The 25316-nt window shown below is 54.4% G+C and carries 29 protein-coding genes; 11 read left to right on the top strand and 18 right to left on the bottom strand.

Going from position 1 to position 25316, the window contains the following annotated elements; translation table 11 throughout:
- Positions 1-35 precede the first annotated feature (35 nt).
- From psmB to thsB, 3 genes are all read right to left on the bottom strand, one after another.
- Positions 36-674 (bottom strand): archaeal proteasome endopeptidase complex subunit beta, encoded by a 639-nt coding sequence (psmB, locus tag ACZ5OO_RS05820; protein WP_013266235.1) that lies wholly within the window; start codon positions 672-674, stop codon positions 36-38.
- Positions 675-776: 102 nt separating this feature from the next.
- Positions 777-1838 (bottom strand): NAD(P)-dependent glycerol-1-phosphate dehydrogenase, encoded by a 1062-nt coding sequence (locus ACZ5OO_RS05815; protein WP_013266234.1) that lies wholly within the window; start codon positions 1836-1838, stop codon positions 777-779.
- A gap of 192 nt (positions 1839-2030) precedes the next feature.
- Entirely contained in the window at positions 2031-3713 is a 1683-nt protein-coding gene (gene thsB / locus ACZ5OO_RS05810; protein WP_013266233.1) for a thermosome subunit beta, read from the bottom strand.
- 129 nt (positions 3714-3842) lie between these two features.
- Here thsB and ACZ5OO_RS05805 point away from each other — a divergent pair, with 129 nt between their 5' ends.
- Genes ACZ5OO_RS05805 through arcC form a run of 3 tightly spaced genes read left to right on the top strand, consistent with a single transcriptional unit; the run spans position 3843 to position 5787 of the window.
- The gene (locus ACZ5OO_RS05805; RefSeq protein ID WP_013266232.1) at positions 3843-4070 is read left to right on the top strand and encodes a 30S ribosomal protein S17e; all 228 of its coding nucleotides are present in this window, start codon (positions 3843-3845) and stop codon (positions 4068-4070) included.
- A 16-nt stretch (positions 4071-4086) separates the two neighbouring features.
- Positions 4087-4842 carry a phosphoribosyltransferase family protein gene (locus ACZ5OO_RS05800; protein WP_013266231.1) on the top strand — a complete coding sequence of 252 codons (756 nt, stop codon included), beginning with the start codon at positions 4087-4089 and terminating at the stop codon, positions 4840-4842.
- Between the two features lie 27 nt (positions 4843-4869).
- A complete protein-coding gene (gene arcC / locus ACZ5OO_RS05795) occupies positions 4870-5787 on the top strand; it encodes a carbamate kinase (RefSeq protein WP_013266230.1) in 918 nt (305 codons plus the stop codon).
- On the opposite strand, the gene ACZ5OO_RS05790 is transcribed toward arcC, so the two are convergent.
- Positions 5784-6245, bottom strand: coding sequence for an acyl-CoA thioesterase (locus ACZ5OO_RS05790; RefSeq protein ID WP_013266229.1), 462 nt, complete (start codon positions 6243-6245; stop codon positions 5784-5786). The genes arcC and ACZ5OO_RS05790 overlap by 4 nt on opposite strands.
- Positions 6246-6321: 76 nt before the next feature.
- On the opposite strand from ACZ5OO_RS05790, the gene ACZ5OO_RS05785 reads away from it, so the two are divergent.
- On the top strand, positions 6322-6771 hold the full coding sequence (locus ACZ5OO_RS05785) for an Lsm family RNA-binding protein (RefSeq protein ID WP_013266228.1): 450 nt from the start codon (positions 6322-6324) through the stop codon (positions 6769-6771).
- Complete coding sequence (gene tgtA, locus ACZ5OO_RS05780; protein WP_464078019.1) at positions 6771-8318, top strand: tRNA guanosine(15) transglycosylase TgtA; 1548 nt, start codon at positions 6771-6773, stop codon at positions 8316-8318. The genes ACZ5OO_RS05785 and tgtA overlap by 1 nt, the downstream gene beginning before the upstream one ends.
- 1 nt (position 8319) lies before the next feature.
- Here the strand turns inward: tgtA and ACZ5OO_RS05775 are convergent, their stop codons facing one another.
- Together ACZ5OO_RS05775 and ACZ5OO_RS05770 are read right to left on the bottom strand one after the other, a co-directional pair.
- Positions 8320-9057 (bottom strand): proteasome assembly chaperone family protein, encoded by a 738-nt coding sequence (locus ACZ5OO_RS05775; RefSeq protein ID WP_464078018.1) that lies wholly within the window; start codon positions 9055-9057, stop codon positions 8320-8322.
- Positions 9054-9479 (bottom strand): PUA domain-containing protein, encoded by a 426-nt coding sequence (locus tag ACZ5OO_RS05770; RefSeq protein ID WP_158303777.1) that lies wholly within the window; start codon positions 9477-9479, stop codon positions 9054-9056. Before ACZ5OO_RS05770 ends, ACZ5OO_RS05775 begins: the two co-directional genes overlap by 4 nt.
- Before the next feature lie 117 nt (positions 9480-9596).
- Between ACZ5OO_RS05770 and argF the strand changes: the two genes are divergently transcribed.
- Together argF and ACZ5OO_RS05760 are read left to right on the top strand one after the other, a co-directional pair.
- On the top strand, positions 9597-10544 hold the full coding sequence (gene argF, locus ACZ5OO_RS05765; protein WP_013266224.1) for an ornithine carbamoyltransferase: 948 nt from the start codon (positions 9597-9599) through the stop codon (positions 10542-10544).
- A gap of 101 nt (positions 10545-10645) precedes the next feature.
- Positions 10646-11020, top strand: a complete 375-nt coding sequence (locus tag ACZ5OO_RS05760; RefSeq protein WP_013266223.1) for a hypothetical protein — start codon at positions 10646-10648, stop codon at positions 11018-11020.
- Here ACZ5OO_RS05760 and ACZ5OO_RS05755 read toward each other — a convergent pair.
- From ACZ5OO_RS05755 to ACZ5OO_RS05735, 5 genes are all read right to left on the bottom strand, one after another.
- Positions 10999-12933 (bottom strand): hypothetical protein, encoded by a 1935-nt coding sequence (locus ACZ5OO_RS05755; protein WP_464078017.1) that lies wholly within the window; start codon positions 12931-12933, stop codon positions 10999-11001. The two genes, ACZ5OO_RS05760 and ACZ5OO_RS05755, sit on opposite strands and share 22 nt — an antisense overlap.
- Positions 12934-12997: 64 nt before the next feature.
- Positions 12998-13408, bottom strand: coding sequence for a hypothetical protein (locus ACZ5OO_RS05750; RefSeq protein WP_013266221.1), 411 nt, complete (start codon positions 13406-13408; stop codon positions 12998-13000).
- A gap of 104 nt (positions 13409-13512) precedes the next feature.
- Complete coding sequence (locus ACZ5OO_RS05745) at positions 13513-14421, bottom strand: type II secretion system F family protein (RefSeq protein ID WP_013266220.1); 909 nt, start codon at positions 14419-14421, stop codon at positions 13513-13515.
- Between the two features lies 1 nt (position 14422).
- Positions 14423-15298: a type II secretion system F family protein gene (locus tag ACZ5OO_RS05740; RefSeq protein WP_148217095.1), complete on the bottom strand. Its 876-nt coding sequence runs from the start codon at positions 15296-15298 to the stop codon at positions 14423-14425.
- Positions 15282-16826, bottom strand: coding sequence for a type II/IV secretion system ATPase subunit (locus ACZ5OO_RS05735; protein WP_013266218.1), 1545 nt, complete (start codon positions 16824-16826; stop codon positions 15282-15284). The genes ACZ5OO_RS05740 and ACZ5OO_RS05735 overlap by 17 nt, the downstream gene beginning before the upstream one ends.
- Before the next feature lie 217 nt (positions 16827-17043).
- Here ACZ5OO_RS05735 and ACZ5OO_RS05730 point away from each other — a divergent pair, with 217 nt between their 5' ends.
- From ACZ5OO_RS05730 to ACZ5OO_RS05715, 4 genes are all read left to right on the top strand, one after another.
- Entirely contained in the window at positions 17044-17337 is a 294-nt protein-coding gene (locus ACZ5OO_RS05730; RefSeq protein ID WP_013266217.1) for a hypothetical protein, read from the top strand.
- The gene (locus ACZ5OO_RS05725; protein ID WP_464078016.1) at positions 17306-17917 is read left to right on the top strand and encodes a hypothetical protein; all 612 of its coding nucleotides are present in this window, start codon (positions 17306-17308) and stop codon (positions 17915-17917) included. Before ACZ5OO_RS05730 ends, ACZ5OO_RS05725 begins: the two co-directional genes overlap by 32 nt.
- A gap of 127 nt (positions 17918-18044) precedes the next feature.
- Positions 18045-18770 carry a replication initiator protein WhiP gene (locus ACZ5OO_RS05720; RefSeq protein WP_464078015.1) on the top strand — a complete coding sequence of 242 codons (726 nt, stop codon included), beginning with the start codon at positions 18045-18047 and terminating at the stop codon, positions 18768-18770.
- A 273-nt stretch (positions 18771-19043) separates the two neighbouring features.
- On the top strand, positions 19044-20210 hold the full coding sequence (locus ACZ5OO_RS05715) for a proteasome-activating nucleotidase (protein WP_013266214.1): 1167 nt from the start codon (positions 19044-19046) through the stop codon (positions 20208-20210).
- Between the two features lie 25 nt (positions 20211-20235).
- Here the strand turns inward: ACZ5OO_RS05715 and ACZ5OO_RS05710 are convergent, their stop codons facing one another.
- The 7 genes from ACZ5OO_RS05710 to ACZ5OO_RS05680 form a co-directional block, all read right to left on the bottom strand.
- Positions 20236-21198: a DNA cytosine methyltransferase gene (locus ACZ5OO_RS05710; RefSeq protein ID WP_464078014.1), complete on the bottom strand. Its 963-nt coding sequence runs from the start codon at positions 21196-21198 to the stop codon at positions 20236-20238.
- Complete coding sequence (locus tag ACZ5OO_RS05705) at positions 21188-21772, bottom strand: transcription initiation factor IIE, subunit alpha (protein WP_013266212.1); 585 nt, start codon at positions 21770-21772, stop codon at positions 21188-21190. The genes ACZ5OO_RS05710 and ACZ5OO_RS05705 overlap by 11 nt, the downstream gene beginning before the upstream one ends.
- The gene (locus ACZ5OO_RS05700) at positions 21747-22322 is read right to left on the bottom strand and encodes a tRNA (cytidine(56)-2'-O)-methyltransferase (RefSeq protein ID WP_148217093.1); all 576 of its coding nucleotides are present in this window, start codon (positions 22320-22322) and stop codon (positions 21747-21749) included. The genes ACZ5OO_RS05705 and ACZ5OO_RS05700 overlap by 26 nt, the downstream gene beginning before the upstream one ends.
- The gene (gene hflX, locus ACZ5OO_RS05695) at positions 22240-23403 is read right to left on the bottom strand and encodes a GTPase HflX (protein ID WP_464078013.1); all 1164 of its coding nucleotides are present in this window, start codon (positions 23401-23403) and stop codon (positions 22240-22242) included. Before hflX ends, ACZ5OO_RS05700 begins: the two co-directional genes overlap by 83 nt.
- Complete coding sequence (locus ACZ5OO_RS05690) at positions 23400-23879, bottom strand: multiprotein bridging factor aMBF1 (RefSeq protein ID WP_083773992.1); 480 nt, start codon at positions 23877-23879, stop codon at positions 23400-23402. The genes hflX and ACZ5OO_RS05690 overlap by 4 nt, the downstream gene beginning before the upstream one ends.
- A gap of 119 nt (positions 23880-23998) precedes the next feature.
- Complete coding sequence (locus tag ACZ5OO_RS05685; protein WP_013266208.1) at positions 23999-24262, bottom strand: hypothetical protein; 264 nt, start codon at positions 24260-24262, stop codon at positions 23999-24001.
- 125 nt (positions 24263-24387) lie between these two features.
- On the bottom strand, positions 24388-25314 hold the full coding sequence (locus ACZ5OO_RS05680) for a malate dehydrogenase (protein ID WP_013266207.1): 927 nt from the start codon (positions 25312-25314) through the stop codon (positions 24388-24390).
- Positions 25315-25316 lie beyond the last annotated feature (2 nt).

Raw genomic sequence — 25316 nt, 5'->3', positions numbered from 1 at the left:
CCACCGCAGGAACGGTCTACAGTTCCTACAAAAGATTAGCGTGGTTGAAAAGGTATAAACTTTTCCTGATAGGTAGAGCGCCCTATTATCGTGACGTCTATCCCATCGCCCGTGGCCGAGTCCCTAAGTATGGCGGACCTTATGGCCTCAGCGGCTAGGTTTACAGCGTCGTCCAATGATATGCCCTCCTTGTAGCCCCTCTCCAGGACCCCGAGGGCCACGGGGGAGCCTGACCCCGTAGATGTGACCTTCTCCTCTGTGACCCCTCCGTAAGGGTCTATGGCGTAGAGGTGTGGAGCAGTGTCGTATCCACCAACTATCAACTGAACCAGGTATGGGAAGTACTTGCTCGACGAGAGTATATTGGCCAGAAGGGTTGCCATGCCGTAGACGCTCAGCCTCTTGCCCCTGTCAAGCTCATAGTACCTGGCCTCCTCCCTTACGGCATCGGCCAAGGCCTGCGCATCTGCCACGAGGCCTGATATGGTCATTGCGGCGTAGTCCGTAAGCTTAACTATCTTCTTAACTGTGCGGCTTGCTATCAGGGTCCCAGCGGTGGCCCTCTTATCCGCGGCAAGAACTACATAGTCGCCCGCTATCAGGCCTACGGTCGTTGTCCCATGCCAACCCCTGCCGTATCTGTTTAGTGCGTCATAACTGAACACTTTCTTCACCAGCGGTTTACTGCACGGCAGATTTTTAAAGATGCATCCGCGGGCCTCGCCACAGTTTGATCGAAGGTTTCGGAGAGGTTCAGTTTGCCGAGTTTTATATCTTCAGTCCCCATTGATAACTTTAGTCTTAGTAGCCAACTCCTCTGCTGCATCCCTTGTTAAGCCCTTCTCACCCAGTATGGTGTACCTCTCAGGCCTTATCGATGCAGCCTTTACCAAGGCCTCTATAACCTCATCATCTGTGACTCCCAGCTCCCTGGCATTAACTGGGGCCCCTGCCTCCTTCAGCAGCCTCCTTATGCGAACCCAGTCCTTACCGTAAAGGTATGACATAAGTATCGTTCCCACGCCCACTGCTTCACCATGAAGGGGCGGCCTCTTGCTTATCATCTCGAGCGCGTGGGCAAACAGGTGCTCAGACCCGCTGGCAGGCCTGCTGCTCCCAGCTATGCACATGGCCACTCCGCTGCTCACCAGGGCCTCCACGAGGGCCCTTATGCCATCCTTGCTGCCAAGCCCTATCTTCCTGGCATAGGCCCCTACGTGTCTCGCGCTCATAAGCGCTAAGCTGGCCGCGTAGGCCCCATAGTACTCGCCCCTGAGGTTATGGGCGAGCCTCCAGTCGAGCACCGCGGTATATTTACCTATCAGGTCGCCGAAGCCCGCAGAGGCGAGCCTCTTTGGTGCAGATGATATAACGTCTATGTCCAATAGCAGAAGCCTCGGCGGTTTGGCCAACTTTGAATACGGCCTTTCAAACCCCCTCAGCGTGGCAAAGGGGCTTGTTATACCGTCATGGCTAGGCGCTGTGGGCACGCTGACGAACTCCTTGCCTGACTCCGCGGCCGCGTACTTAGCCAGGTCTATGCTTCTCCCGCCCCCTAAGCCTAGGAGCACGTCCGCTCGATCCCTCTTGGCCTCCTCCGCAACCCTGTTTGCCTCATCTACGGTAGCGGGTCCTGCTATAGTATACGTCACACTAAAACCGTTATCCTCAAGGATCTGCTTAACATCGTTATACAGCGAGTTTATTATGTGAGGCCCAGTGACCACAAACACCAGCGAGCCGCTGGGGAACATGTCCCTAAAATGCCCTCCAAGGCTCTTCAGCGCGCCCTCTCCAACTACGATCCTCTTTGGCAGTTCTATTATGTGCTGTTCCATCCGAATCTCCAATGCGCTCTGTAGGCCTAACAATAAAAGGCAGCTATAAGGCAGCGTAACCTCCCAGAAGATTCACCAAGAAGAGCCTGACAACATTTAAAAAGGGCAGCAACGAGCTCTTGGAAAGTTTCTTTGATCAAAAGAAGAAAACGAAGAAAACCTAGGCCACATCTACTCAGGTGGCGCCGTTATTCAGTCGCTTAAGCTCGAGGTGCTTGAAGTACTTGACGAAGACTCCTCCTCCTCGCCGCCCTCCTTCTTGCCTGAGCTTGGCCCGGTTGAGCTCTTCTTCGCGGCCACCATGTCGTCAATCCTCAGTATCAGCGTCGCGGCCTCTGTTCCAGCCTTGTACGCGTTTACCTTGACCCTGAGCGGCTCCACCACACCATTGGCCCACATGTCAACTATGTTGCCAGTGTTCAGGTCTATGCCGTACCACTTCTTTGAGGGGTCGGAGTGGGCGCTCCTAAGCTTCATGAGTATGTCTATCGGATCATAGCCAGCGTTGGTGGCCAACGTCTGTGGCAGCGCCTCAAGCGCCTTCACGAAGGCCTCAACGGCTAGCTGCATCTTGCCTGGAACGCCCTTCGACCACTCCCTCAGGGCCTTAGCGACTTCGGCCTCCACGGCGCCTCCGCCTGCAACCACCTTGCCGTCCATTATAGCGTCGGCCACGGCGCTCAGCGCGTCGTGTATGGCCCTCTCGGCCTCGTCCACCATCCTCTCAAAGCCGGCGCGTATCAGTATGGTCACGCTCCTGGGGTTCTTGGCGCCCTCTATGAAGACCATCTTGTCCTCTCCTACCTTCCTCTCCTCGACTAGGTCAGCGTAGCCCAGGTCCTCAGGCTTGAGGTCGTCCAAGTTTGTCACTATCTTGGCGCCTGTTGCCCTGGCTATCTTCTCTATGTCGCTCCTCTTAACCCTCCTCACGGCAAGTATCCCCTTCTTCGCCAGGAAGTGCTGGGCCACGTCGTCAATTCCCTTCTGGGTTATCACCACGTTGGCGCCGGTGGCGGCTATCTTCTCCACCTTGTCCTGCAGTATCTTCTCCTGCTTGTCGAGCAGCCTCTTTATGGCGTCGGGCGACGATATGCTAATCTCCATGTCTATCTCAGGCTTCTGTATCTCAAGCGGGGCGTCAAGCACGGCTATCTTAGCGTGCTCGACCCTCTTTGGCATGTCGGGGTGAACGACCTCCTTGTCTATTACTATGCCGTTCACCAGCTGGGTGTCTGTAAGGGCGCCGCCGTGCTTCTTGACTATCTGCACGTTGTTTATGTCGACGTACCAGCTGTCACCCCTCTTCTCAGCTACAGCCCTAGCGGCGTCGACAACTATCTTGGCAAAGTACTCCCTGGCCTCGCCAACAGCCTTGCTGTTGAGGCTGGTCATGGCGACCTTCATTAGCTTGTCAGTGTCGTCTATCGAAACTGGTTCGGCTATGCTGTTGAGGACCTCTATGGCCTTGTCAACGGCGCTCTTGTAGCCCTGTATTATTATAGTTGGGTGTATGTTCCTGTCTATGAGGTCCTCAGCCTGCCTGAGCAGCTCCCCAGCGAATATTACTGAGGTCTTAGTTCCGTCGCCGGCCTCCTCGTCCTGGCCCTTGGCGGCCTGGACCAGCATCTTGCCGGCGGGGTGCTGTATGTCCATCTTGTCAAGTATTGTGGCCCCGTCGTTGGTTATAGTTACGTCGCCGAGGCTGTCAACGAGCATCTTGTCCATGCCCTTAGGGCCATACGTGGTCTTGAGGATCTCCGATACTGCGATGGCTGCCATCATGTTGTTGCGAAGGGCCTCCCTACCAGCAGTTCTCTGAGTGCCCTCCTTGAGTATGATCACTGGAACTCCCATGGTTTCAAGCTGTGAGGCCATAGATTATTCACCCGCCTTAATGTTCCTTGAATTTATGTTAGAGTGCTTCTATAAAAGCTTTTCTGAGACGTCAGGGTTGTCTTCCTAATGCTTTTAATGTCTGACCCCACAGGGGCTCCTGGTGGTAAGATGGGTAAGGTTAGGACGACGCTGGTCAAGAGGACTGCCAGGGAGCTCCTGGCGAAGTACCCTAACCTGTTCACTGAAAGCTTTGAAAACAACAAGAAAGTGGTGTCGCAGCTGACCTATTGGTCCTCAAAGAAGCTCAGGAACCAGGTCGCCGGGTACATAACTAGCCTGGTAAGAATTAACAAGGAGAGGCAGAAGCGCCTGAGCGAGGAGACTAAGACCAGCTGAGAGGGCCTGAGCCCCCTTGCCAACTACTAGGGTAAAGCTCCTGGCAGCCCTAAGGGACCTGGCTGGAGGGGCTCAAGAAGTTCTGGTTGAGGGAAGCAGCTGGACCGATGTCCTCAAGAAGTTGCTGTCACAGTATCCGGGACTTAGCTCCGTGCTCTCCCAGGACGGGACCCCCAGGCCTGGGTTTCTGGTCTTCGTGGACGGCGTTGATAGCAGGCTCCTTGACAGAAGCCGCCAAGCTAAAGAAATAGTCGTGCTCCCGGTAAATCATGGAGGGGACGATAGGTTTCAGTGGATAACGTGGAGCCAGATAGACGAAGCCGTGGAGAGAATAGCTGAGAAAATAAACAGCTCCGGCTTCAGGCCCGACGCCATAGTGTGCATAATGAGGGGCGGCCTAATACCTGGGAGGCTGCTGGCCGATAGGCTGGGGGTCGAAGACATAGGCACCCTGGAGGTGAAGCTCTACATATCACCAGGGCAGAGGGGCGAGAGGCCCTTCCTGAGGCAGCCGCTCACGCTTCCAATAAAGGACAAGAAGGTCCTTTTAGTTGATGACGTGAGCGACTCGGGGCTTACGCTCCAGTTCTCCGTGCAAGCGCTATCGCTCTACATGCCAACTGAGATAAGGACGGCGGCCCTTTACATAAAGCCCTGGACCAAACTAGTTCCTGACTACTATGCTGATCAGGTCAGTAAATGGATAGTATTTCCGTGGGAAGTAAGTGAATTTAAGAGGGAAGTTAACGGCCAAGAAAGTTCAAATACCTAAGGAATTCATGACTTAACGGCGTTCGCTGTGCGCATAGTAATAGCTCTGGGCGGTAACGCCATACTTAGAAAGGGTGAAAAGGGAAGCCCTGAGGAACAGTGGAGCAATGTTAGGAGGACGGCCTCGCTTATAGCAAAGACCTTCCAGCAGGATGAAATAATAATAACACATGGAAATGGGCCGCAGGTGGGCTACCTGCTTGAAGTTATGAACATGGCTAAGGGTTATCCCTCCCAGAGCATGGATCTAGCTGACGCTATGACCCAGGGGTGGCTGGGCTTCATGCTTCAGATGGCCCTAGAGGAGGCCTTCCAGGGCAGGCGGAGGGCTGTTGCTATAATAACGAGGACCCTCGTGGACGCGAATGACCCTTCGTTCAAGAATCCGACGAAGTTTGTCGGCGCTTACTTCAGCGAGGCCGAAGCTAAGAGGCTCTCGTCCGAATACGGCTGGACGTTCAAGCAGGACCCAAGGGGAGGTTACAGGAGGGTAGTGCCGAGCCCAGAGCCTCTGGACATACTGGAGTCGGACTTAATAGAAGAGCTGGCCAGGGAAGGTATGGTTGTTATATCAGCGGGAGGGGGAGGCATACCCGTTATGAGGACGCCGGAGGGCCTAAGGCCTGTCGAGGCCGTCGTAGACAAGGACCTTGCGAGTTCCCTGCTCGCGGTCAAGCTCAAGGCCGACCTCTTCATAATCCTAACCGACGTCAGAGGCGTTGCCATAGGTTTTGGGAAGCCCAACGAGCGTTGGCTTGACGAGGTCTCCGCTGATGAGCTTGAGGAGTACTACAGGAAGGGGGAGTTCCCTCCGGGCTCCATGGGGCCGAAAGTCTTAGCCGCGCTGAGGTTCGTTAGGTCCACTAAAAAGATCGCTATGATAGGAAGCCTTGACGAGCTCCCTGAAGTGGTCAGGGGCTCGTCAGGCACAAGGATAAGGCCCTAGCCCGTCGCTTTTATGCTATCGTTAACCTCATCGCGCAGTCTGGCGCCCGCGGCAAGCAGCTTCTCCTTCAGTTCGCGCGGAAGCTCCACGGACCCCCTCAGGTTCTCATCGTAGGCTACCGTAACTATAGTGCATTTAGCCGCCAGCCTGTTCGTGGTCTCATTATAGATCTCGTACTCGTACGTGAGGCTGCTCCTGCCTATTATAATGCCAGTTATGTCCACCCTGTAGGAGTCCCCAGGGCCCAGGGGGCTCTTGTAGTCGCACTTAGCGCTGACCCTTGGCATTATTAGCCTTTTACCAGGATGGCTGTCCTGGGTAAAGCCGAGCCTTGCCAAGAACTCCTCTTCAGTCCTTTCGCAAACCCTGAAATAGTTGGAGAAGTGCATCCAGCACGCCGCGTCCGTCTCGCTCCAGTAAACCCTATAGGAGGCTGAAAATATGGGCCTGGAAGCCATGTGAACCGCCTAGCATTAGCGCCTAAATACTGTTTTTATTCCCTTATCCGCGGCTCTAAAGCTAGGTGTAGGCGCTATGTCAATAGCCACGGAGCCTGCGCGGAGGTTCACGGCGAAGCTCAACAGCCTCATAGACCACGTCGTCATCGTTACAACTAGCGACGGCAAGACCTACACAGGCAAGTTGACGGGCTTTGACCCCTCAACGCTCTCCGTTGTAATAGAGGAGGCCAAGGACTCCTCCGGCAATCAGTGGCCTATCATAATAATAAGTGGAAGTCGCCTGGCCGAAATAAAGGTCGGGGAGTCTGAGGTGTTTAACGCCAAGGAGTTCATGGAGTTCCTGCTCAGGTTCGGCAACATTGACAGGTCGCAGGTCAAAGTGTATGAGGACGCTAACGTGGTTGAGGTCAGCAGGACCATAAGGGTCTCAAAGAACGGCGTGGAGGGCTCGGGTCCCCTGGCGCAGAAGGTCAACACGCTCTTCAGGGAGTACCTGAGGACGAAGGGGGTTGTAATCAGCTGATGCCTAACGTATTTAGGATTAAAGACTTCGAGCTGGCGGGCAGGATAGGGGTCCTTGAGACAGCCTCGGGACGCGTTGAGACGCCAGCTTTTTTTCCAGTGGTGGACCCACTGCGCCAGGAGATTGACCTACAGGAGATCAAGGAGGCGGGCTTTAATCAGGTTATAACTAACGCCTACCTGCTTTACAGGAGGTTTGGCGACAAAGCCAGGGAGATGGGAGTTCACCGCATTCTCGGCTTCGACGGCGTTATAATGACCGACTCAGGAGCCTATCAAATGCTGGAGTATGGATCTATAGACATCGACCAGAGGACCGTTGTATCGTTCGAGAAGGACATAAAGAGCGACATAGCCGTAATCCTAGACCATCCCACGGGCGACGTCAGCAGAAGGCTGGCGGAGCAGAGCGTCATAAACACTTTGAACAACGCCAGGGAAGCTATATCCTATCTTGACCTTGAGACCTCCAAGACTATATGGGTCCTCCCAATACAGGGAGGCAAGTACCTTGACCTAGTTGCCAAGAGCGCCAGCGAGTCAGCGGACTTGCCCTACCCCATGTATGGAATAGGGAGCCCCACCGTCTTTATGGAAAAGTACAACTATAAAGTGGTTGTAGACATGATAGGCGCTGCCAAGAGGTTCCTCAGGCCCGAGAGGCCCGTGCACCTCTTTGGGGCAGGTCACCCGCTGATGTTCCCTTTCGCGGTGGCCCTTGGCGTTGATACCTTCGACTCGGCCTCATACATGCTGTACGCGAGGGACGACAGGTACATAACGGACTACGGCACCGTAAAGCTTCAGGAGCTGGAGTACTTCCCGTGTTCATGTCCCGTGTGCAGGAAGTACACGCCAAAGGACCTGCTTGAGATGCCCCCTGAACAAAGGAGGAAGCTTCTTGCGATACACAACCTCTACGCGATAAAGAGGTCCATAGAGAGGGTTAAGCAGAGCATAAGGGAGGGGAGGCTCTGGGAGCTCTTAGTTGAGGTTTCTCACTATCGCCCGGAGATGCGGGAAGCGCTAAGGGCCATAAGCAAGTACTACAGGTACATGGAGTCGTTCACGCCGACCAGCAAGGGCGGCCTCCGCGGGGCCAGGCTGTTCTCCATAGAGAGCACGTGGAACCCAAGGATCATAAGGTTAAGGACGTGGGTGCTGCTCCGCTACAGGCCTCCCTTTAACCTGGTCAGGCTGGCCCCACTGCTCAGCAGGAGCGGCATGTGCCAGCAGTCCAAAGCTGACGGGCTCTCCCTGGTATACTACATCCCATATCTTGGCGCTGTGCCTGAGGAGATCTGCGGCGCCTACCCAACGGCCCAGTTCAGCTACGGCGAGCCCGTGCCTGATGACGTTATCAGGGACCTGGTTAATTTCCTCCGAGCGCTCGTGATAAGGCTCAAGAGGGAGGGCCACGACATCATAATTGAGGCTACATCGAAGAAGCGCTGGAGCCTAGAGATTGGGCAGGAGATGCAGAGGATGGGCCTGAAGGTCTTATGGGCAAGGGATTTAAAGGGGGAACCGAAGGCTCGGAATAGCTGAGTCACATGAATATGTTTGTGCCTCCCTGCTTTCCCTCCCTCTCCTGGGAGAGTATGTCTGAGATCTTCTCCAGCTCCTCCTTCTGCTTCTCCGCGAGCTTCTCAAGCTCGTCCATGGGAACCTTGATGCCCAGCAGCTCGTTAACTATAACTCTCATACCTACAAGCGCCGCGTCGTAGTCCACGGTGTCCACCGCAGAGTAGGGCAATACCATAACTGCTGGAACTCCGTAGTGCTCAAGGTATATGTGGAGCAGCGCCAATGGGCCAACCACGCCCAGGCCCTCCTCCATCAGCGGCGCCTGAAGTTTTGGACCCTCGTAGAGCCTGTTGTGAAGCCACCTGTAGCCGTACTTTTCCTCTGGCGGCTCATAGTCGCGGCTGAGGCCTCCGACCAATATTGCATACTTTACGCCGACCTGTGAGGCCCAGAGAGCCACCTCGCTGCAATAGGCGTTCTGGTCTACGGGCTCGGGGACCGCCCTGTTGACCAGGGCCAAAACTCCGTTGCCCGCGTAGAGCTCAAATGGGAACCCTATGCCGTCGTCCTCCATAATTATCATAGATGGAAGCCTTGGAGTTAGCACGTAGCCTACCTTACTGAGGGACAGCGCTGAGGCCAAATATCGCGGCACCACGTAGCCGATCCTGCCGAAACCTGGGAAGCCTGCTACTAGCACGGAGCCCCTGAGCGACTCAGGGGACTGCCTCATAACTATTGATATGCCTTTCGTCCTCAATCCTCCACACCCCTCCTAAACCTCACGACCTCCTGCGGACCCAACTGGCGCATGAGGAAGCCTGGGGCCTTTGCCTTGCCGACGCCGAGCAGGCTATCATTAACATCAACTATGAGAACCTCGTCACCGGGTCTTATTAACTTATCGGCGTCCAAGACGCTGTTGCCTGTGACCTCACCCTCAAGGGCGGACCCGCTGCTCACAATGACCCTAAACCTTGGAGGCTCCGTCGCGCGTTTTATAATCTTGCCTGCCTCAGGAGATATGCTGAACGTGAAGTCCCTTGGCCTTAAGGTCATTAACCTGACCCCATTGTAATAAACGTACCTTATTTTACCTCTCCTAAGCTCCACCTGAAGCGGAAGTGATGTTATGGCCGCCGCTACCTCCTCGTTAAACTGCAGCGCGAGCAGGTAACTCACCTGCCTCAGCTCCCACCCAGTGGCAGGTCTTGGAGGCAAAGGCCCCTTCCCGAACCAGGGCGCAGGTTGCCCGCAAGCTTTTAAACTGACATGATGTAAGAGACCTGGGTCTCAAACATGACATCCCCACATGAGCTTAAGGGTAAGGACTTCCTGTGCCTCACTGACTACTCGACAGAGCAGATAAACTTCCTGCTTGACCTCTCGAGGCAGATGAAGGAGCGCTTCTACGCCGGCGAGAGGATGCTAGACACCCTCCGCGGGAGGAGCGTAGCCATGATATTTGAGAAGCCCTCCACAAGGACTAGGGTCAGCCTCGAGGTGGCAGCATACCAGCTCGGTGCCCTGCCCATAATGCTCAGCTCCAGTGAGCTCCAGCTGGGCCGCGGCGAGAGCATACCCGACACCGCCAGGACTCTTTCAAGGTTTGTAGATGCCATAGCGGCCAGGGTGAGGAACCACAGGGACCTCGAGGTCCTGGCACAGTATGCCACTGTGCCCGTGATAAACGCCTTAAGCGACCTGTCTCACCCGCTCCAGGCGTTGGCTGACTACCTTACAATCTATGAGAAGAAGGGCAAGTTCAGCGGCCTCAAGCTGGCGTTTGTGGGAGACGGAAGCGACAACATGTTACACAGCCTCATGGTTGTCGGGGCTAAGCTTGGGGTCAGCATATACGTGGCCTCGCCGGCCTCCCTAAAGCCAAACGAGTCCATACTGGCGGCCGCCATGAAGGACGCCGAGATCACTGGTGCCGAGATAAAGTTCACTGAAAAGCCCGAGGAGGCTGTGGACGGCGCTGACATAGTGTACACTGACGTGTGGGTCAGCATGGGACAGGAGAGCATGGCTGAGGCCAAGAGGAAGCTGCTGGCCCCTTACCAGGTCAATGCAAAGCTCATGGAAAGGGCCTCGAGCCGGGCCATATTCATGCACTGCCTGCCGGCCCACCGCGGCGAGGAGGTAACCGACGACGTGATTGATGGCCCCTGGTCTGTGGTCTGGGATGAGGCTGAGAACAGGCTCCACACGGAGAAAGCCGTGCTGGCGGCCCTTATACCTTAACCTTACTCCCTTCCCTTGCTCCCTTCTTAAGAGGTTTTAGGCCTCCGCTGAGCTCCTACCCCTTTAACCTTACAGCTGGTTAACGTGTAAGGGGTATAGCTTTGAGCTACGAGGTGCTCGGGGGCATCATCGACGTGCTGATATCACACATAAACAGCCTCGAGAGAAGTGAGAAGAGAATTAAGGACACGGAGAGCCCTTCGGCCATCGCAAGCATCATGCTGTACAAGTCATGGAAGGCCTCCCTGCTAAAGATAACAGCGAAGGCCAAGGAGACCTACGAGGAGGCCAAGAGGGGCAACAAGCTGGCGGCCTCTATAGACAGCTGCGCCCTCGCCGACATGGTTAATAACGTGCTAATAAGTTCTAACCCTGAGGACCCCGTCTTCATGGAGCTGAGGCCCGTGCTCACGTACCTGAAGGACATAGCTCTGGCCTCCTGCAGCCCTGACCTTCAGCCGACTATCCAGCCCTGAACTACTGACTGAGGGCCCAAGAGCAGGTTCGGCGCCAGGGGGGCCCTCACGTAGGGGTAGGAGCCCCCGCTTGGGAACACCGGCGAGTACCACGCTATGTTCGATGACATAGAAATAGAGGGAACGAAAACTGCAAAGTATGTGTCTGTTCCTATGTCCTGGTAGTAGAGCACTACCACTCTGTAGTCGCCCATGGAGCTAACCGTGGCGTTAAGAGGGGCCTCAAAGGTTACTGGGCTCTGCCAATCCGTCCACCCATAGTCAGTAGCCCAGACCGGGAGCAGAACGCTGCCGACCCCGGGCCAGCTGCCCAGCCAGTCAGTGAAGGGCCCTCCGCCAGGGGTATTCCTTATAACTATCGCTGTGCCATCGTCTGTAGTTGTGGCAACTGTTAGACCGGGACCTCTTACATCTGCCCAGCCTACTGATTTCACCAGCCACGATATTTGTTGCTGCGACTCATAGAGCCCATAGGGCCATGGCTGTCCACCCTCAAATCCGTCCTGAAAGTTGAACTCTACGTCATAGCCCTCCATTATGTATCCCTGCCAATCGTAGACGGGCTCATTAGCTGGTATGGACACTGAGGGCTCGCCATAGGATATAAACGTACCGTTTATTACATCGGTAGTGAAGAGACCAAATTCATAACTTCTCTCCGCCCTAGCGTTGGAGACTTTAACAAAAGTTATTGTTGCGTTTGTTGGCGAATAGTAAAGTAATGACTGGCTTAGGCTTCCACTGTAAAGGACGCAATATGAGTAGTTGCTTGCGAAGGTGCCTATCGCGTTAAACAAAGGCAAGCTGTAGATGAAGTGTGCAAGGCCAACGTAGCTGAACCCTACCATGCTGTAGGCATAGCCGTACCTTGAGTTACAGTAATGAGATACTGCAGCTCCTATGCCCCCTCCAGAGCCATAAAGCGTACCGTTCTCATCAACATATATCTGATATAGAAGGCCCTCCTGCATCACATATGCAATATTGTCGGTACTGAGGTTTTGAGTATAATAGCTGTTAACTCCCCAGTTCACAGTCCCCAGCGTGGAGCCGTTCAGAAACAGCATATAAATTGTCAGGTTACTATATGGTAGTATCTGCCTGTCAAGCCTTACCCATACCTCCGCCTCCGTCGAATTATAAAGCTCTATCCAGCCGTTCAGCGGGTCCCAGCCAGTGCCGTTCCAGATTGCGAAAAGCACGTTGGCAAGCGGCACCAGGCCGCTGCCGTCCCTAACGCTTATACTGCTATATTTCACTATTTCACTGTTCAGGTTTATAGTAAAGTTGACCGTGAGGTCCTTGGGGGTGGCCTCGCCGGTGGGGTTATAAAGTATTATGGGAGTCAGGTTAACTATGGTGTAAACCTTAGGTATGGCTATCTTCTCACTGGGGCTGACCACGGAAATGAGGGTGGATACTACCTTAGTGCCTATCAGCTGCTGCACCGAAGTACTGTTGTACGGATTGACGCTCACCTGAGTTGCAGGGGTCACGTATGAGGTTACAGAAATGGCGGCCATGGAGTCGCCGCTCTGAAGTAGTATAACCATGTTGCGCTGCGTAGCTTCCAGCCTACTGTTAAGTTTCACTATTATGGTTAGCCACTGCGCGGGGCCGGCGGAGGCTGGAAGGCCGTATATTATGCCATAGGGGCCTATCACGGTCACGTTAGCCAAGCCGCCAGATGATGAAACTAGGAGGGGCGACCCGTTTACAAGCCTCAGGGATAACCCATCAACCTGGTAGGAGTATGGGAACTGAGAGTAAAGCTTAAGCTCGACGTAGGTGCCGTTGAAGTACACTAGGTAGGCCTTGACGTCCTCCTGCAGCTCCTGGGACAGCTGCAGATATTGACTTCTCTCCACGGCATAGCTTGTCCTCAGCCTATACTGCTCCATCACGTATATCATTGCTGCTATTGACGCCAGGACTGCCAAAGCTATTATAAGTCCTCCAACTATGGCTGCCTGGGACTTACGGCCCCGCGTAGACGCTCACCTCGCCCGAACCTGTTACAAACGTGACCAGGCCAGGCCCCGACCACCTGCACGAGACGTAACCCATGGAGGCCGCCGGCAGGTCCGCGGGCAGCTTATAGGAAACGCCGCCGACAGTGACATTGCAGCTTGCCGGGCTGGAGTTGACCAGCACGTTAAGAAGCCTCACGCCATAAGGGCCCGTGCTGAAGGTCGCATATACGTGGTCTCCTGCAGACCAGGCGGACATGGGTACCAGGTACTGGAGGTAATCATAGCCGTTTCCAACAGACCTCTCGTACTGCGTCAGGGTAACGTAGTAGTAGCTCAGAAAGGCGCCTCCCACTGCAAGTACGACAAGTATTAACATCAGCTCAGCCGCTACGTCACTTATGCCTCTGGCGGTCAACGTTTGTCACTTTTATCATTATATATTCGACACTTTTATTTTTAAGCAGCCTGTGAATAAACTCAAACAAGTCGCAGCCTTCGCCAAAGATTATACGCCAAAGATTATAGTAAGGCTATAAGAGTGGCCGCCCCAGGACCGTGCATAATCACAAGAGTAGCAGCTAGCGTGGCCGACCCTATGGCCAACAGCTGCATGAAGTTGCCCACTACCTTGGGCGGGTAGTCGTCTATAGCCTTTGCCATAACGTAAGCTGAGGCCAGGGAGAGCACTATCAGGGCGTAGTAAAGGAACCCCACTATCGCAACCAAAGTCGTGGCGCTTAGCTGGGAAGCGCCAAGCGTCACCGGGGCCTGTGACAAGGACCTAGCTATGGAGACCCCTATACCGCTGGCAGCGCCGTAGACGGCCACGCCCATGTAAACTATCATTGAATACGACCTCAGCCTGTTGAAGAGTGAGAACTCCATCCTGTCCAGCTCTGCAGCATACTTACTGACAACCTCCAGCACGTCCCTGGCCCTGCCCCCGCTCCTCTCCGCAACCACTATTGACGAGAGCAGGAGCCTGACCTCCCTCGGAACCTTTGAGAAGACCTTTCTGAAGGAGCTCTCCGCGTCGCCCGTGGCCCGGTAAAGCGCGCTGAAGGCGCTTATGTAGTCCCTGAGGGGCCTCTCGCTCAGCGAGGCGGCGGCCTCGAGCGCCTCTGCCATGGACTCGCTTGAGGCCGCGATGCTTGGAAACACCTGCAGAAACACCCTGCTCTGCAGCTTCAGCCTCTTGTCAACGCTCTGCCTCCGGCTTAACACTATGGCTGCGGGAAGCAGGGGCCCAAATATTATTATGTCCGTGGCTATTATTGACGTTACTCCCAGGGGCACCGGTATTCCATCGAAGAACCTGTAGGTAACGTGCCTTATTATAAGGAACACCAAGACGTACTCGTCGAGCGCTATGGCCACCGCGAGCGTCGCGTAGAACAGCTTTGACTTAGATAGCTTCAACCTTATCACCCTAAAGCTTTATTTTGGAAACCTGATCATCTATCAGCACTACTGTTACGGCCGAGATTATCGGCATGAGGATGAATATCGCCAGGACTACCAACGAAGTGAACGAGACCCCGTGTATGGGGTAGACCGAGAAGAGTATCCCCATTATCGTTACGAGGATGGGCATTATCATGCCAGCTGAGAGGAACATCTCCAGCAGGGAGCCCACGGAGGCCGCCACCTTGTCAACAAGGCTGTAGTAGTAGTTAGTGTAAGTCTCGAGCTGATAGCTGACTATCGAGAGCAGGTCGGAGCCCGTGCTCACCCCCTTAGCGAGGGACTCGGCCAACGTCTTCAGGCTGTTGGACGGCGTTATCTTAGAGAGCTCGTTTAGGATAACCACCGGGTCCTGGGAGAGGGACGTCATTAACTTTATGTAGTTTATCTCAACCTTGAACTCCTTGAGCTCGTCCTCGTACTTTGCCAGGCCCGCCAGCGCCTCTGAAAGGTTCTGGCCGCCCGCCAGGAGGGAGGCCAGGGTTGAGGCGAAGACGTGAAACTTCGCCTCTAGGTAGTCAGCCCTTGACGTGTAGCTGAACGTGGGGACCCCTATCGACAGGGCTATTGAGAGCAAGAGCCCAGAGGCCGCGGCTAAGGCCAGCGACAGGTACTCCACAAGGGCGCCCGGCGAGAGCCTCTCGAGAACTACGAAGGCCAGAAAAGGAAGAGCCACTGTCATAAGTGCCATCAGCGGCAGGGCTACCTTCCTGCAGTAGCTGTCCAGGTCCTTTGCAATACCGGAGCCTATTATTATGTACTCTATGTTAGGGCTTAACCTTAGTAGCGCCCTGCAGAGGGGGAACTTCATGGAGGGCCCCGGCCTAAGCCGGCGGCTCAAAGCGCTTCACCTCCTTCAGCGCGGTCTTATAAACGTTCTCTGGGTCGCGCTCGTAAAGTCTTGTGATAGTGTGAAGCAGCGTCACGTCGGCATTCTTCTCCGCCAGCCACTCGAGGACGGTGGCCCTGCGTATGACGTCTTCGTAGGCTTCGTCGTAGGTTATTAGCCTCAGCTCGGCCACCGTGCTCAACAGATCTATCCTTTCCTTGGTGAGCCTCCAGACGTCCTTCTCTGGATCCCATACAACTATCTCGCCTAACCTAATGCTGTCTGTAGAAGGGTCGTAGCCTCTGGACTCGTGGACCCTGGTCACCCTCCTTGACACCTGGCCCCCTCTTTCCACCCTCAGTATGTTGACGAACACTTTAGCTGTGGAAACGAGGCTGGCTGGGACGTTCATAGGCGGCGAGGTGAGCCTCTTGACAAGCACGTCCGCCGACTCCGCGTGGACCGTTGTGAGCCCTCCGTGGCCCGTGGCGAGGGCCTGGAAGAACGCGTAGGCCTCCCTGGACCTTATCTCGCCCACTATTATGACGTCTGGCCTCTGCCTGAGGGCCGCCTCCACCTGGCTCTGCAGCGTGACGTTCTCGACCCTTGGGTCTGTTGATGGCCTTGATACCATGCCTCCCCAGTTTTCATGGAAAGGCAGGAAGACCTCAGGCGTGTCCTCAACCGTGACTATCTTGTACTCGGTGGGCACCAACATCGTGACAGCGTTGAGCAGGGTGGTCTTTCCGCTTCCTGTAGGACCGTAAAACACCACCCCCTGCTTACTTGACACAGCTATCCATAGGAGCGCCGCCACCAGCGGATCCAGGGTCTTGAGCCTGAGGAGCTCAACTATCGTGAAGGGCTCGGCCCTGAACTTCCTAATTGTGAACTGGGATCCATGACGTGAGACCACGTCGAGGACTATGTTAACCCTATACCCCTCACGCTTCAGGACGCCCTCAACTATGGGGGTTGCTATTGAGGGCTCCTTGCCGCTCCTCACGCCCAGCTTTGCTACAAGGGAGTTAAGCTCCTGGGCGGACTGCATCACAACGTTCGTGGTCAGCCACTCGTACCTTGTGTGGTAGACAAACACCGGTATCCCGATGCCATTACATGAAATGTCCTCTATGTAAGGGTCCCTCATGAGGGGCTCTATAGGGCCGTACCCTACCAGGTCCCTGGCCACGTGATAAGTAACTGCTGTCACGGCCTCGTCAAGGCTTCCCCTAGCCTTAAGCTGTCCCCTTACTATACTTTTTACTACCTCATAGGCGTAAGGCCTCAGAATGTTAAAGGCCTTCTCGACGCTCCCAGAGGCGTTAAGCGCTTCAAGCAGCGTTAAGTTCCTTGATATAACTGATAGCAGCTCGCTGTAAGCCTTACGCCTTACCTCTGTGTTAAGGGGAGGTTCCGCTACTTCGTAATATCTTCGGCCCTCCGTATCCTCATATATGCTGACCTCTACCTTGGGCATCCCTATAACTGCGTACTTCTCTAGCAGTTTGACGCCTTCTAGGGCCGCCTTCTCAGGCATTAATGGAGGGCCGTTATTAGCGATAAGCTGTCTGAAGCTCTTATTGATTACTCGCCTTGGTCTAAGGCAGCAAAAGTGCAGTCGCCAGGGCAAGTATTAGCTATGTCCATGGGCTGAGCGCCGCCCATGAGATCCTTGCCCTTAATACTCGCTGAGCGGCCTGGAGGCAGGCATATTAGCTAATATAGTTTAAGCGCCAACAAAAACGCGAGCAGACATGAACGGCGGCAGGGACAGAGCTATAAAGGAGGCGCTGCTGAGCCAGCTGAAGGGCAAGGTGCCCTTAGACGACGTCATTGAATGGCTCTGGGACGATTTCGGCCTTAAGGCAAAAAGGAGCTGGGATGACGTTGGAAAGGTTATAACCTCAAGCAACGAAATACTTCCACAGGACGTGGCTGTCTTCATGATAGAGGAGGGCGTGACCCCCGATGAAGGCGCCTGGAGCGTCCTACCAGCTCCAAAGGGTCTGCGAGGCAGTGGCAACATTAAAGCGAATAACGGCAGCTGAAAGGGGAGGGAAACCGGGGTTCGGCCCCTGGCACGTCCTTGAGGCGCTGAGGAAGATCTCCAAGTACGAGCTCGGGAGGATAGCGCTGAGCCGAGAGCTCGGTCTCACCGAGGCCTCCACGAAGACCCTCCTGAGGAGGCTAGTTGATGAGGGCCTAGTGATAAAGGATGACAAGGGCAGCAGGACCTCCGAGAAGGGCCTGCAGCTTCTCTCGTCGATAGGCGACGTCCTCTCGCCCACCAGGTGCTCAGTTAAGGGCGTTGAAAGGCTAGAGGATTGCCTGACCCTCACCATAGACTCAGAGCCCCCCAAGGATCTAACCAAAATCTATGAGATCAGGGATTACGTGGTCTCCGAGGGCTGTCGGCTGGCGGTAGTCGGATACCTGGACCCGCCTCAGCTGGGATTCCCCGGCCTCCCTTCAGAGCTGGAGAGCGCCCTGAGGGAGTCCGTGGCTAACGTGTGCGGGCTCAGCGAGGGCAGGAGGGGCACAATAATAATAGTGCCCTCAAGCTGCGGGCCAGCCCTGGTCGGGGCTGCCACCGACCTGCTGGCCCAGGAGTGCGGCCTGCCATTATGACTAGCGAGAAAAGCTTCTGCACAAACTCTTAGCTCCTGTAAACTCCCCAGTTTACACATGGACGCCCTAGTATTACTTGGCCTTTCACGTGGAAACCTCCATGAAGGTAAATGTTCACCGAGGCGCTATGAAGAAGGATGTTGAGAGAGAGCAGCCGCTGGAAGCGTTAAAGGAGAGGGGTGGGCCCAGGAGTAAGCTCGTCGACGCTATACTGGTGCTGCTCCTCGCAAGGCCAATGAAGGCGGCCGAGATAGCGGAGGTCTTAAGGAGGGAGCCCAAGTACATCTCAAGCTACCTCTCATACTGGAAGTCTAGGGGTTATGTTGACTATGACCTGGGCCTCTGGTACCTCACTCCTAAGGGCGAGGACTACGCCAGGCAGGTCGCAGAGGCCCAGCGAGACGAGCAATTTAATGAGTTTGTGGCCCTGGCCCAGAGGCTCATGTCTACAGTTAGTCAGACAAGAAACTACAAGAGAGGAGGTCAGCAGGGCAGCGAGGGCAGCGAGGTCCAGTCATTCATTGCTGGGCTAACCAATAAAACGGACAAGAAACTACAAGAGAGCAGGGTCTCCGACGCTGCGTGCGTCCTTCAGGAGCTTAAGGATAAGGTGTCTGACGAGGAGAGTGAAGTGGTCATGGAACTCCTGACTCATTACTCCAAGTATGGCGTGACCTACATGTACTTGGATCAGCTGGCCGAGAAGCTAAAGGCTGACTATGAGTGGCTTCTCAGAAAGGTCAGGGACCTGCAGAGCAAAGGCATTGTATATATCTACACGGATCCACGCCTTGGCATTAGGGTTGGATTTTCCAAGAACGTCAAGGAGACGCTTAACCGCTGCCAGCACTAATCACTACTATACAGCGCCTATATTATTGCCCTCAGGGGTCGTCCTGCGCGCTCCGACGGAAAGTTCCTTAATAATACCGTTTGTATAAAGGACAGAGTAATACGCCCTTAAGGTGGGTCCGCCCTCTTGTGACCTGGATTCTTGCCCTGTAGTAGTAGCTCATGCCGCGTGTAAACTGGGGAGTTTACAAAGGACCGGGCGAGATGAGCAGTGGAACTAGGGTAAGCTCCTTAAAAACTTATGAGTAAGATTATGAGTGCGGGGTAGTGGATCTTGTCACTTAGTGAGTCAGGCAAGAACACCAGGGAGAAGCCAGATGACGACGAGCTGTCCCTGCTGAGGGAGAAGGTCAGATACTTAACACAGCTTAACATGAACCTTGAGAAGGACCTGGAGTTCTATAAACAGGAGCTTAACAAGCTGTTAGAGCCGCCATACATAGAGGCCATGGTTCTGGAGGTGTTGTCCGATGGAAGGGCGGTAGTCAAGAGCTCCACTGGGCCTAACCTCGTGGTCAGGATAGCGTCCAACGTCGATATAGACAAGCTTAGGCCCGGCGCCTCGGTGGCCCTTAACAACAAGGGATCTACAATAGTGGAGGTGCTCCCCTCCATTCATGATCCCCTTGTTGAGGCCATGGAGATAGAGGAGAGGCCCTCGATCACGTTCAAGGACGTGGGCGGTCTAGAGGAACAGATAAGGGAAATATATGAGGTAGTTGGGCTGCCTCTCATAAAACCACAGCTCTTCGATGAAATAGGGGTGGAGCCTCCCAAGGGGGTCCTGCTGTACGGGCCTCCGGGCACGGGCAAGACGCTGGTGGCCAGGGCCCTGGCGGGCGAGGTCAAGGCTACGTTTATAAGGGTAGTGGCGAGCCAGTTCGTCAACAAGTTCATAGGCGAGGGCGCAAGGATAGTGAGGGAGGTCTTCAGGCTGGCCAAGGAGAAGAAGCCGTCTATTATATTCATCGACGAGATAGACGCCATAGGTTCAAGGAGGGTTGACATGGGCACCAGCGGTGACAGGGAGGTTCAGAGGACCATGCTTCAGCTGCTTGCGGAGATGGACGGCTTCGACCCGCTGGAGGGCGTCAAGGTGGTGGCCGCCACTAACAGAATCGACCTACTTGACCCAGCCCTTCTGAGGCCGGGCAGGTTTGACAGGATAATAGAGATACCGCTCCCTGACAAGAAGGGCCGGCTTGAGATACTCAAGATACACACCAGGAACATGAAGCTCAAGGACGTGGACCTCGAGGAGATAGCCTCAATGACGGAGGGGTTCTCAGGCGCCGAGCTAAAGGCGGTCGCCACGGAGGCCGGATTCTTTGCCATCAGGGATGGCAAGAACTACGTGTCCCAGGAGCACTTCATAAAGGCCGTCGACAAGGTCCGTAACAGGATGGAGAAGAGGAAGCAGATATTCGGAACCCATATATGAAGGTCAGCCATCACGCCCAAAGCCCCTACCCCTCATTATCTAACAGCGTGAGCAGGAACTCAGCTATATTCTTGGCAAGGGGGACGGGGACGGCCTCGCCGACCATGTTATATTGTGAGTCCCTGCCCCCTAGGAACAGGTGGTAGTCAGGAAAGCCCATGAGCCTGGCCTGCTCCCTAACCGTAAGCAGCCTGTCCTCGTAGGGGTGAATGAAGCGGGAGGATCCCATCACAGTGGGGGCTGGCCTCTTGGGGTTAAGCCTTATGAAGTTGCGAAACCTCCTTGAGTCGGCGCCCTCGAAAGTTATCATGGCCCTGCCCCATCCTATCCTAGACACCTTCCTCTCCAGCCTCCTGCTCAGGGGCTGGGGGTAATCATGGTTTGGAGGCCAGGGGCTCCCGGGCTCGGGAAGGCCCTTGAGCGCTTCCTCCACAGTTATAGGCCTGGACTCCCTGAGCTTAAGCTGCACGTTTGAGACGAAGGCCCTAACCCTCTCGTTGGGGGCGCCGTACTTCTCTGACCTAATGATGTTGAAGTAAACTTCGTCATAGCCGCTGCGCCTAAGCTCATCCTCTATTACCTTCCTTATGGGCCCCTCCGCCACCCCGCTAACGTTTTCTATGACGAAGTATTTTGGCTTCAGCTCACCTATCAGCCTTATCGCGTGAAGGTAGAGCTGACCTATCGGGTCTGAGAGTATTCTGTCTACAGGGTCCTGCATCCTCCTCCTGTTAGTGGGCGTGAAGGGCTCGCAGGGCGGGCTCGCTATGACTACATCAACGTCGCCCCTTCCGTAGCCGCTCACGTCCTTTATTGTGGGCTCGCTCACGTCCTTTATGTCGTCTGCTATCAGGTACGTCTCTGGAAAGTTTGCCTTGTAGGTCTTAGCTACCGGTGGGTCGTTCTCCACTGCGGCCACAACGTTAAAGCCGGCCAGCTCAAAGCCCCTCGAGAAGCCTCCAGCGCCTGAAAATAGGTCAATGGCCAAATATCTGCCTCTCATCCCTTTTGATCTCCTCCTCAAGCCTGGATATGCGGTTCTCGAGGACCCTTATGTAGCTGCTGTTGTCCTCAGGAACTAACATCGTACCGCACTTCTGGCACGTGAACTGATATTCGTAGGCGTAGTCGAAGGTGTACCTGGTGCCGTCCTTGGGGCACACGTAAAACTCGTTGCTTCTCTCGTACTCGAGCCTCATCTTAAGCTTCTCAAGTACCTGCTTCTTGCGCCTCAGCAGTGCAAGGTCCGCGTCCCTGGAGTCGAGGTACCAATAATACCTTGTGGCCCCCGTGTCAGGGTGCTTGCCGCGCCTGTAGGAGGCTATTCTCAGGTCATAAAATATCCTGAAGACCTTCCTGACGTCGGCCTGCTTGTAACCCTTCATCTGTTCAACTTCTTCATCGCTTATCCCCTTTTCAGGATCCACCGTGAGCAGAAGGTCGAAGAGGTCGTCTGCCATGGCCTCATCAATACCTGACTTGACCGCTAACATCCTTATCAGCTGCCTTAGTCCCTCCAGGCTCTTATCGTCTTCATTATTTCCGTTGCCCTCTCCACTCAACCCTTTTCCCTCTTCTCGTGGGAATTATGGACGCCTTGGCGTCCGTATAGTAAGTATAGAGCTCCCTACCTTTAAATAGCCTATCTAAAAACAGAGCCAATGCTGCCACCTCGCTGTGGGGCTGCCAGCCAATAGCTATGTTGTAGTCAGCGTTCATGTAATAGAACGCCTCCACCTTCTGAGAACCGACAACTATCAACTTAGGCTTCGGCGAGGAGGAAAGTTTTCCAATGGCGTCGTCGACAGGCATCCCATACATTGTCAGGTGAACCACCTCACCTCCGTTAGCCTTCCAGGACTTAACATACTCGTGGCCGTTAACTCCACACTCGTAATGAATTGCGCCTCCCCACATGTTTGAGGCCTTTGTCAAGGAGTTGTACACCGAATCGTCACAGACACCTTCAAGGACAAAACCGTTTGCGCCAAAGGCCCTGGCCACTAAGGCCACGTGGGTGGTTACCCTCTTATCTCGCGTCGGCCTGTGGCCTAGCCTCAGCACGTACACCTTGCCGTAAGGTTTCGCTAGGTCCTCCAGCCCCTCTGGCACTCTCCGACACCTTCTCTAGAAGCGCTTCCAGGTTCAACTTCTTAACCGCTGAGACCTCCACTAAGTCCGCCTTAATGCCCATATGCGATAAGAGCTCGCGCACCAGGGACTCTTTCTTGTTTAGATCGTCACGCGCCACTAAGTCTATTTTGTTCATGGCAAGTATTATGGGCTTGTTTATGGCGTTAAGCTTGCTTAGGAGCGAGACCCCGGCCGCAACCTTTTCCCTGATGGCGCTCACGTCCTCCGAGGAGTCAACGACAAATATCAGAACGTCAGCTAGCGAGGCCTCCTGGAGCGTCGAGTAAAAGGATTCGATTATTTCAGCGGGCACGTCCCTTACAAAGCCGACGGTGTCTATCAGCATGATCTTGGTGTTGTTGAAGTTAACCATCTTGTGTTTAGCGAAGAGCGTAGTGAAGTACTCAGGCCCCGTGGGCTGCCTCTCGCCGGTTATGGCGTTAAATATAGAGGTCTTACCGGCAGAGGCGTAGCCCACTATCGACGCCAGGACCACGCCGCTGTCCTTCCTGGCCTGTTCCTGTGTCTTAACTCTGCGCCTCAGCTCGTCCAGTTCCCTCCTTATTCTAGCTATCCTAGTTATTACGTGCTTCTCGTAGGCTTCGAAGGCATATCTTCCGGGGCCTAAGAAGTCGACCTGCTCCCCGACCTTAGCCCTCCTTATGTACTCCCTTATGAGGGGCAGCTCATGCTTAAGCCTGGCCATTTCTATCTGCAGCTTCGACTCCTTAGAGCCAGCGTGAAGGGCGAATATCTCGAGTATTATAAGGACCCTGTCAAGGACCTTGAGCTTCGACTCCTTCTCGAGCTTATAGAGCGACGAGGGCTCAAGGTTGCCATAGTATATTATTACCTCGGCGTTTGCCCTATGAGCCCTCTCGCTAATTCTCCTGGCGGCCTCGTCGCTGAGCCTCCTACCAGGCCTGGACCTCTTAATTATATCAACAACCTCATAGTTAGCGCTCTCAGCTATGGCAAGGGCCTCCTCTAAGTGATCCAGATACTCCCTTGAAATCACTAACACGGCCTTTCGTTTGTTGGACGCTTCAACGTCATTCAAGAGTTCTTGTCCCTCCTAACCACGGCGACGTCCCCGAAGGTGAGATGATCCTCAGGCGGCTCTTCCCCCTCTTCCTCGCTCTCAACAGGTTGAAGCAGCTTTATGTTCAGAACGGCTTCTATCTTCTTTGCTAAGTCCACGGTAGGCTTATACTTGCCGCTCTCTATCTTCTTTACCATGGCCTCACTTATTTTAAGTTTCTGGGCTAAGGCTGCCTGGGTCCACCCTTTGGATTCCCTCGCAGCCCTTATCAGCTCCGGGTAATTATCTACGACCTCTAAGGCCACTTCGTTAGCTGTTCTCTTCGGCCGAGGCCTTACCTCTCTGGGCCTAGAGGTTACAGGCACTGCCCGGCCGCTTTTGGTTAACTTCACGAAGCACTCATCACAGACGAGCATTTCAGCGCCATCCATTAGTATCCTGTGCCCCTTCCCAACTATCGGCTTTCCGCAGACCTCACAATATAGTTCAGGCAAGATCTCTCCCCGCTCGCTTTTTATAGTGTGTGCTGTGTGAACTTTAAATACCGAATTTCAGCCACGACATAGCCAGAGGCAGCGCCCTAACGCCGTTGGCGAATCCAGTTCAATTAACCTCAAGAGGTAGCGGCGCTAGCTTCGTTGTCCTGGGAAAGCGAAGCCTTAACTCCAACCTTCCTGAAGGGGCAGTCCTTGAATAGGGTCTCACACTTATGTACGTTGGACCTCGTAATATAGCTCTCTAACACCTTGCAGTACGCTATGTACGAGCCTCCAACCTCATAAGACTCAAAGAACTCGCAGCCAGAGGAAGGCTTATAGTTAAGCTGGTAGATGTTAATGTAAAATACTTTCTTAGGCAGCTGCTCCCCTGAGGCCATTATTTCCCGTGAACTCTCTGTAGCGTTTTCAAGCCTTAAAAGGGCTCAAGCCCCGTCGAGCCTTTAGGGAATGTCATTAAAGTTAAAATAACTTTTAAAAAGTTTAAACAAAGGCTTCAGCGTCTTTACCTATATTCGGGAGGCAACGCATTGAGCAGGTCTCTTACTGCATTTACGCTAGCGTCCAGGCCCTTCCTCTCTTCGTCGGTCAGTGGCAGCTCTAATATCTTTTCAATGCCGTTGCGTCCAAGGACCGCTGGGACCTCAGCTATGACATCCTTATAGCCGTACTCTCCGTTCAGGTAGGCGCTGACTATGTACACCTTCCTCTGGTCCTTCTTTATGGCCTCAGCCATGAGGGCTAGGCCTGCCGCTGGAGCCCAGTTGCTGCTGTAGCCCCTTAGCTTTATTATCTCGGCTCCCGCCTCTACGGTCTGCTTCACTATCTCGTCAATGTCCTTCTGGCTCAGGAGCGAGCTGAGAGGCGCGCCTCCTACACTTGAAAGCCTTGGCGCTGGGAACATGTGCTCTCCATGCATGCCGAGGACCACTGGCTGTATGGAGGCCGGCGATATGTTTAGCTTGACGGAGGCGTAGTAGGCAAGCCTTGGTGAGTCCAGCAGGCCGCTGAAGCCTATCACCCTCTCCCTTGGGAACCCAAGCTTCTTGTACATAACATAGGTCATGGCATCGGACGGGTTGGTTAGGACAAGGACTTTAGAGTTAGGCGCGTACTCCTTAATTTGTTCAGCTATCTGCTTCATTACATCTGCGTTGACCCTGAGCAGGTCCTCCCTTGTCTGACCCGCCTTCCTTGGGAAGCCGGCGGTGACTATCACTATGTCTGAGCCGCTCATGTCCTTATAGTCGTTGGACCCATAGGCCCTCCTTGAGATGCCTAGGACCGCGGCCATGTGGTTAAGGTCCAGCGCCTCTCCCTGCGGCGCGTTGGGCTTTATATCTATTAGCATGACATCGTCAAGGTCCCTGAGAAGCACCATAGCTCCTGTTGTAACCCCTACCCTTCCAGCGCCGCCTACAACAGTTATCATAC

Source organism: Acidilobus aceticus, from assembly GCF_055392325.1.
The sequence above is the reverse complement of the archived record's forward strand: the minus strand, read 5'-3'. Positions and strand labels throughout refer to the sequence as shown.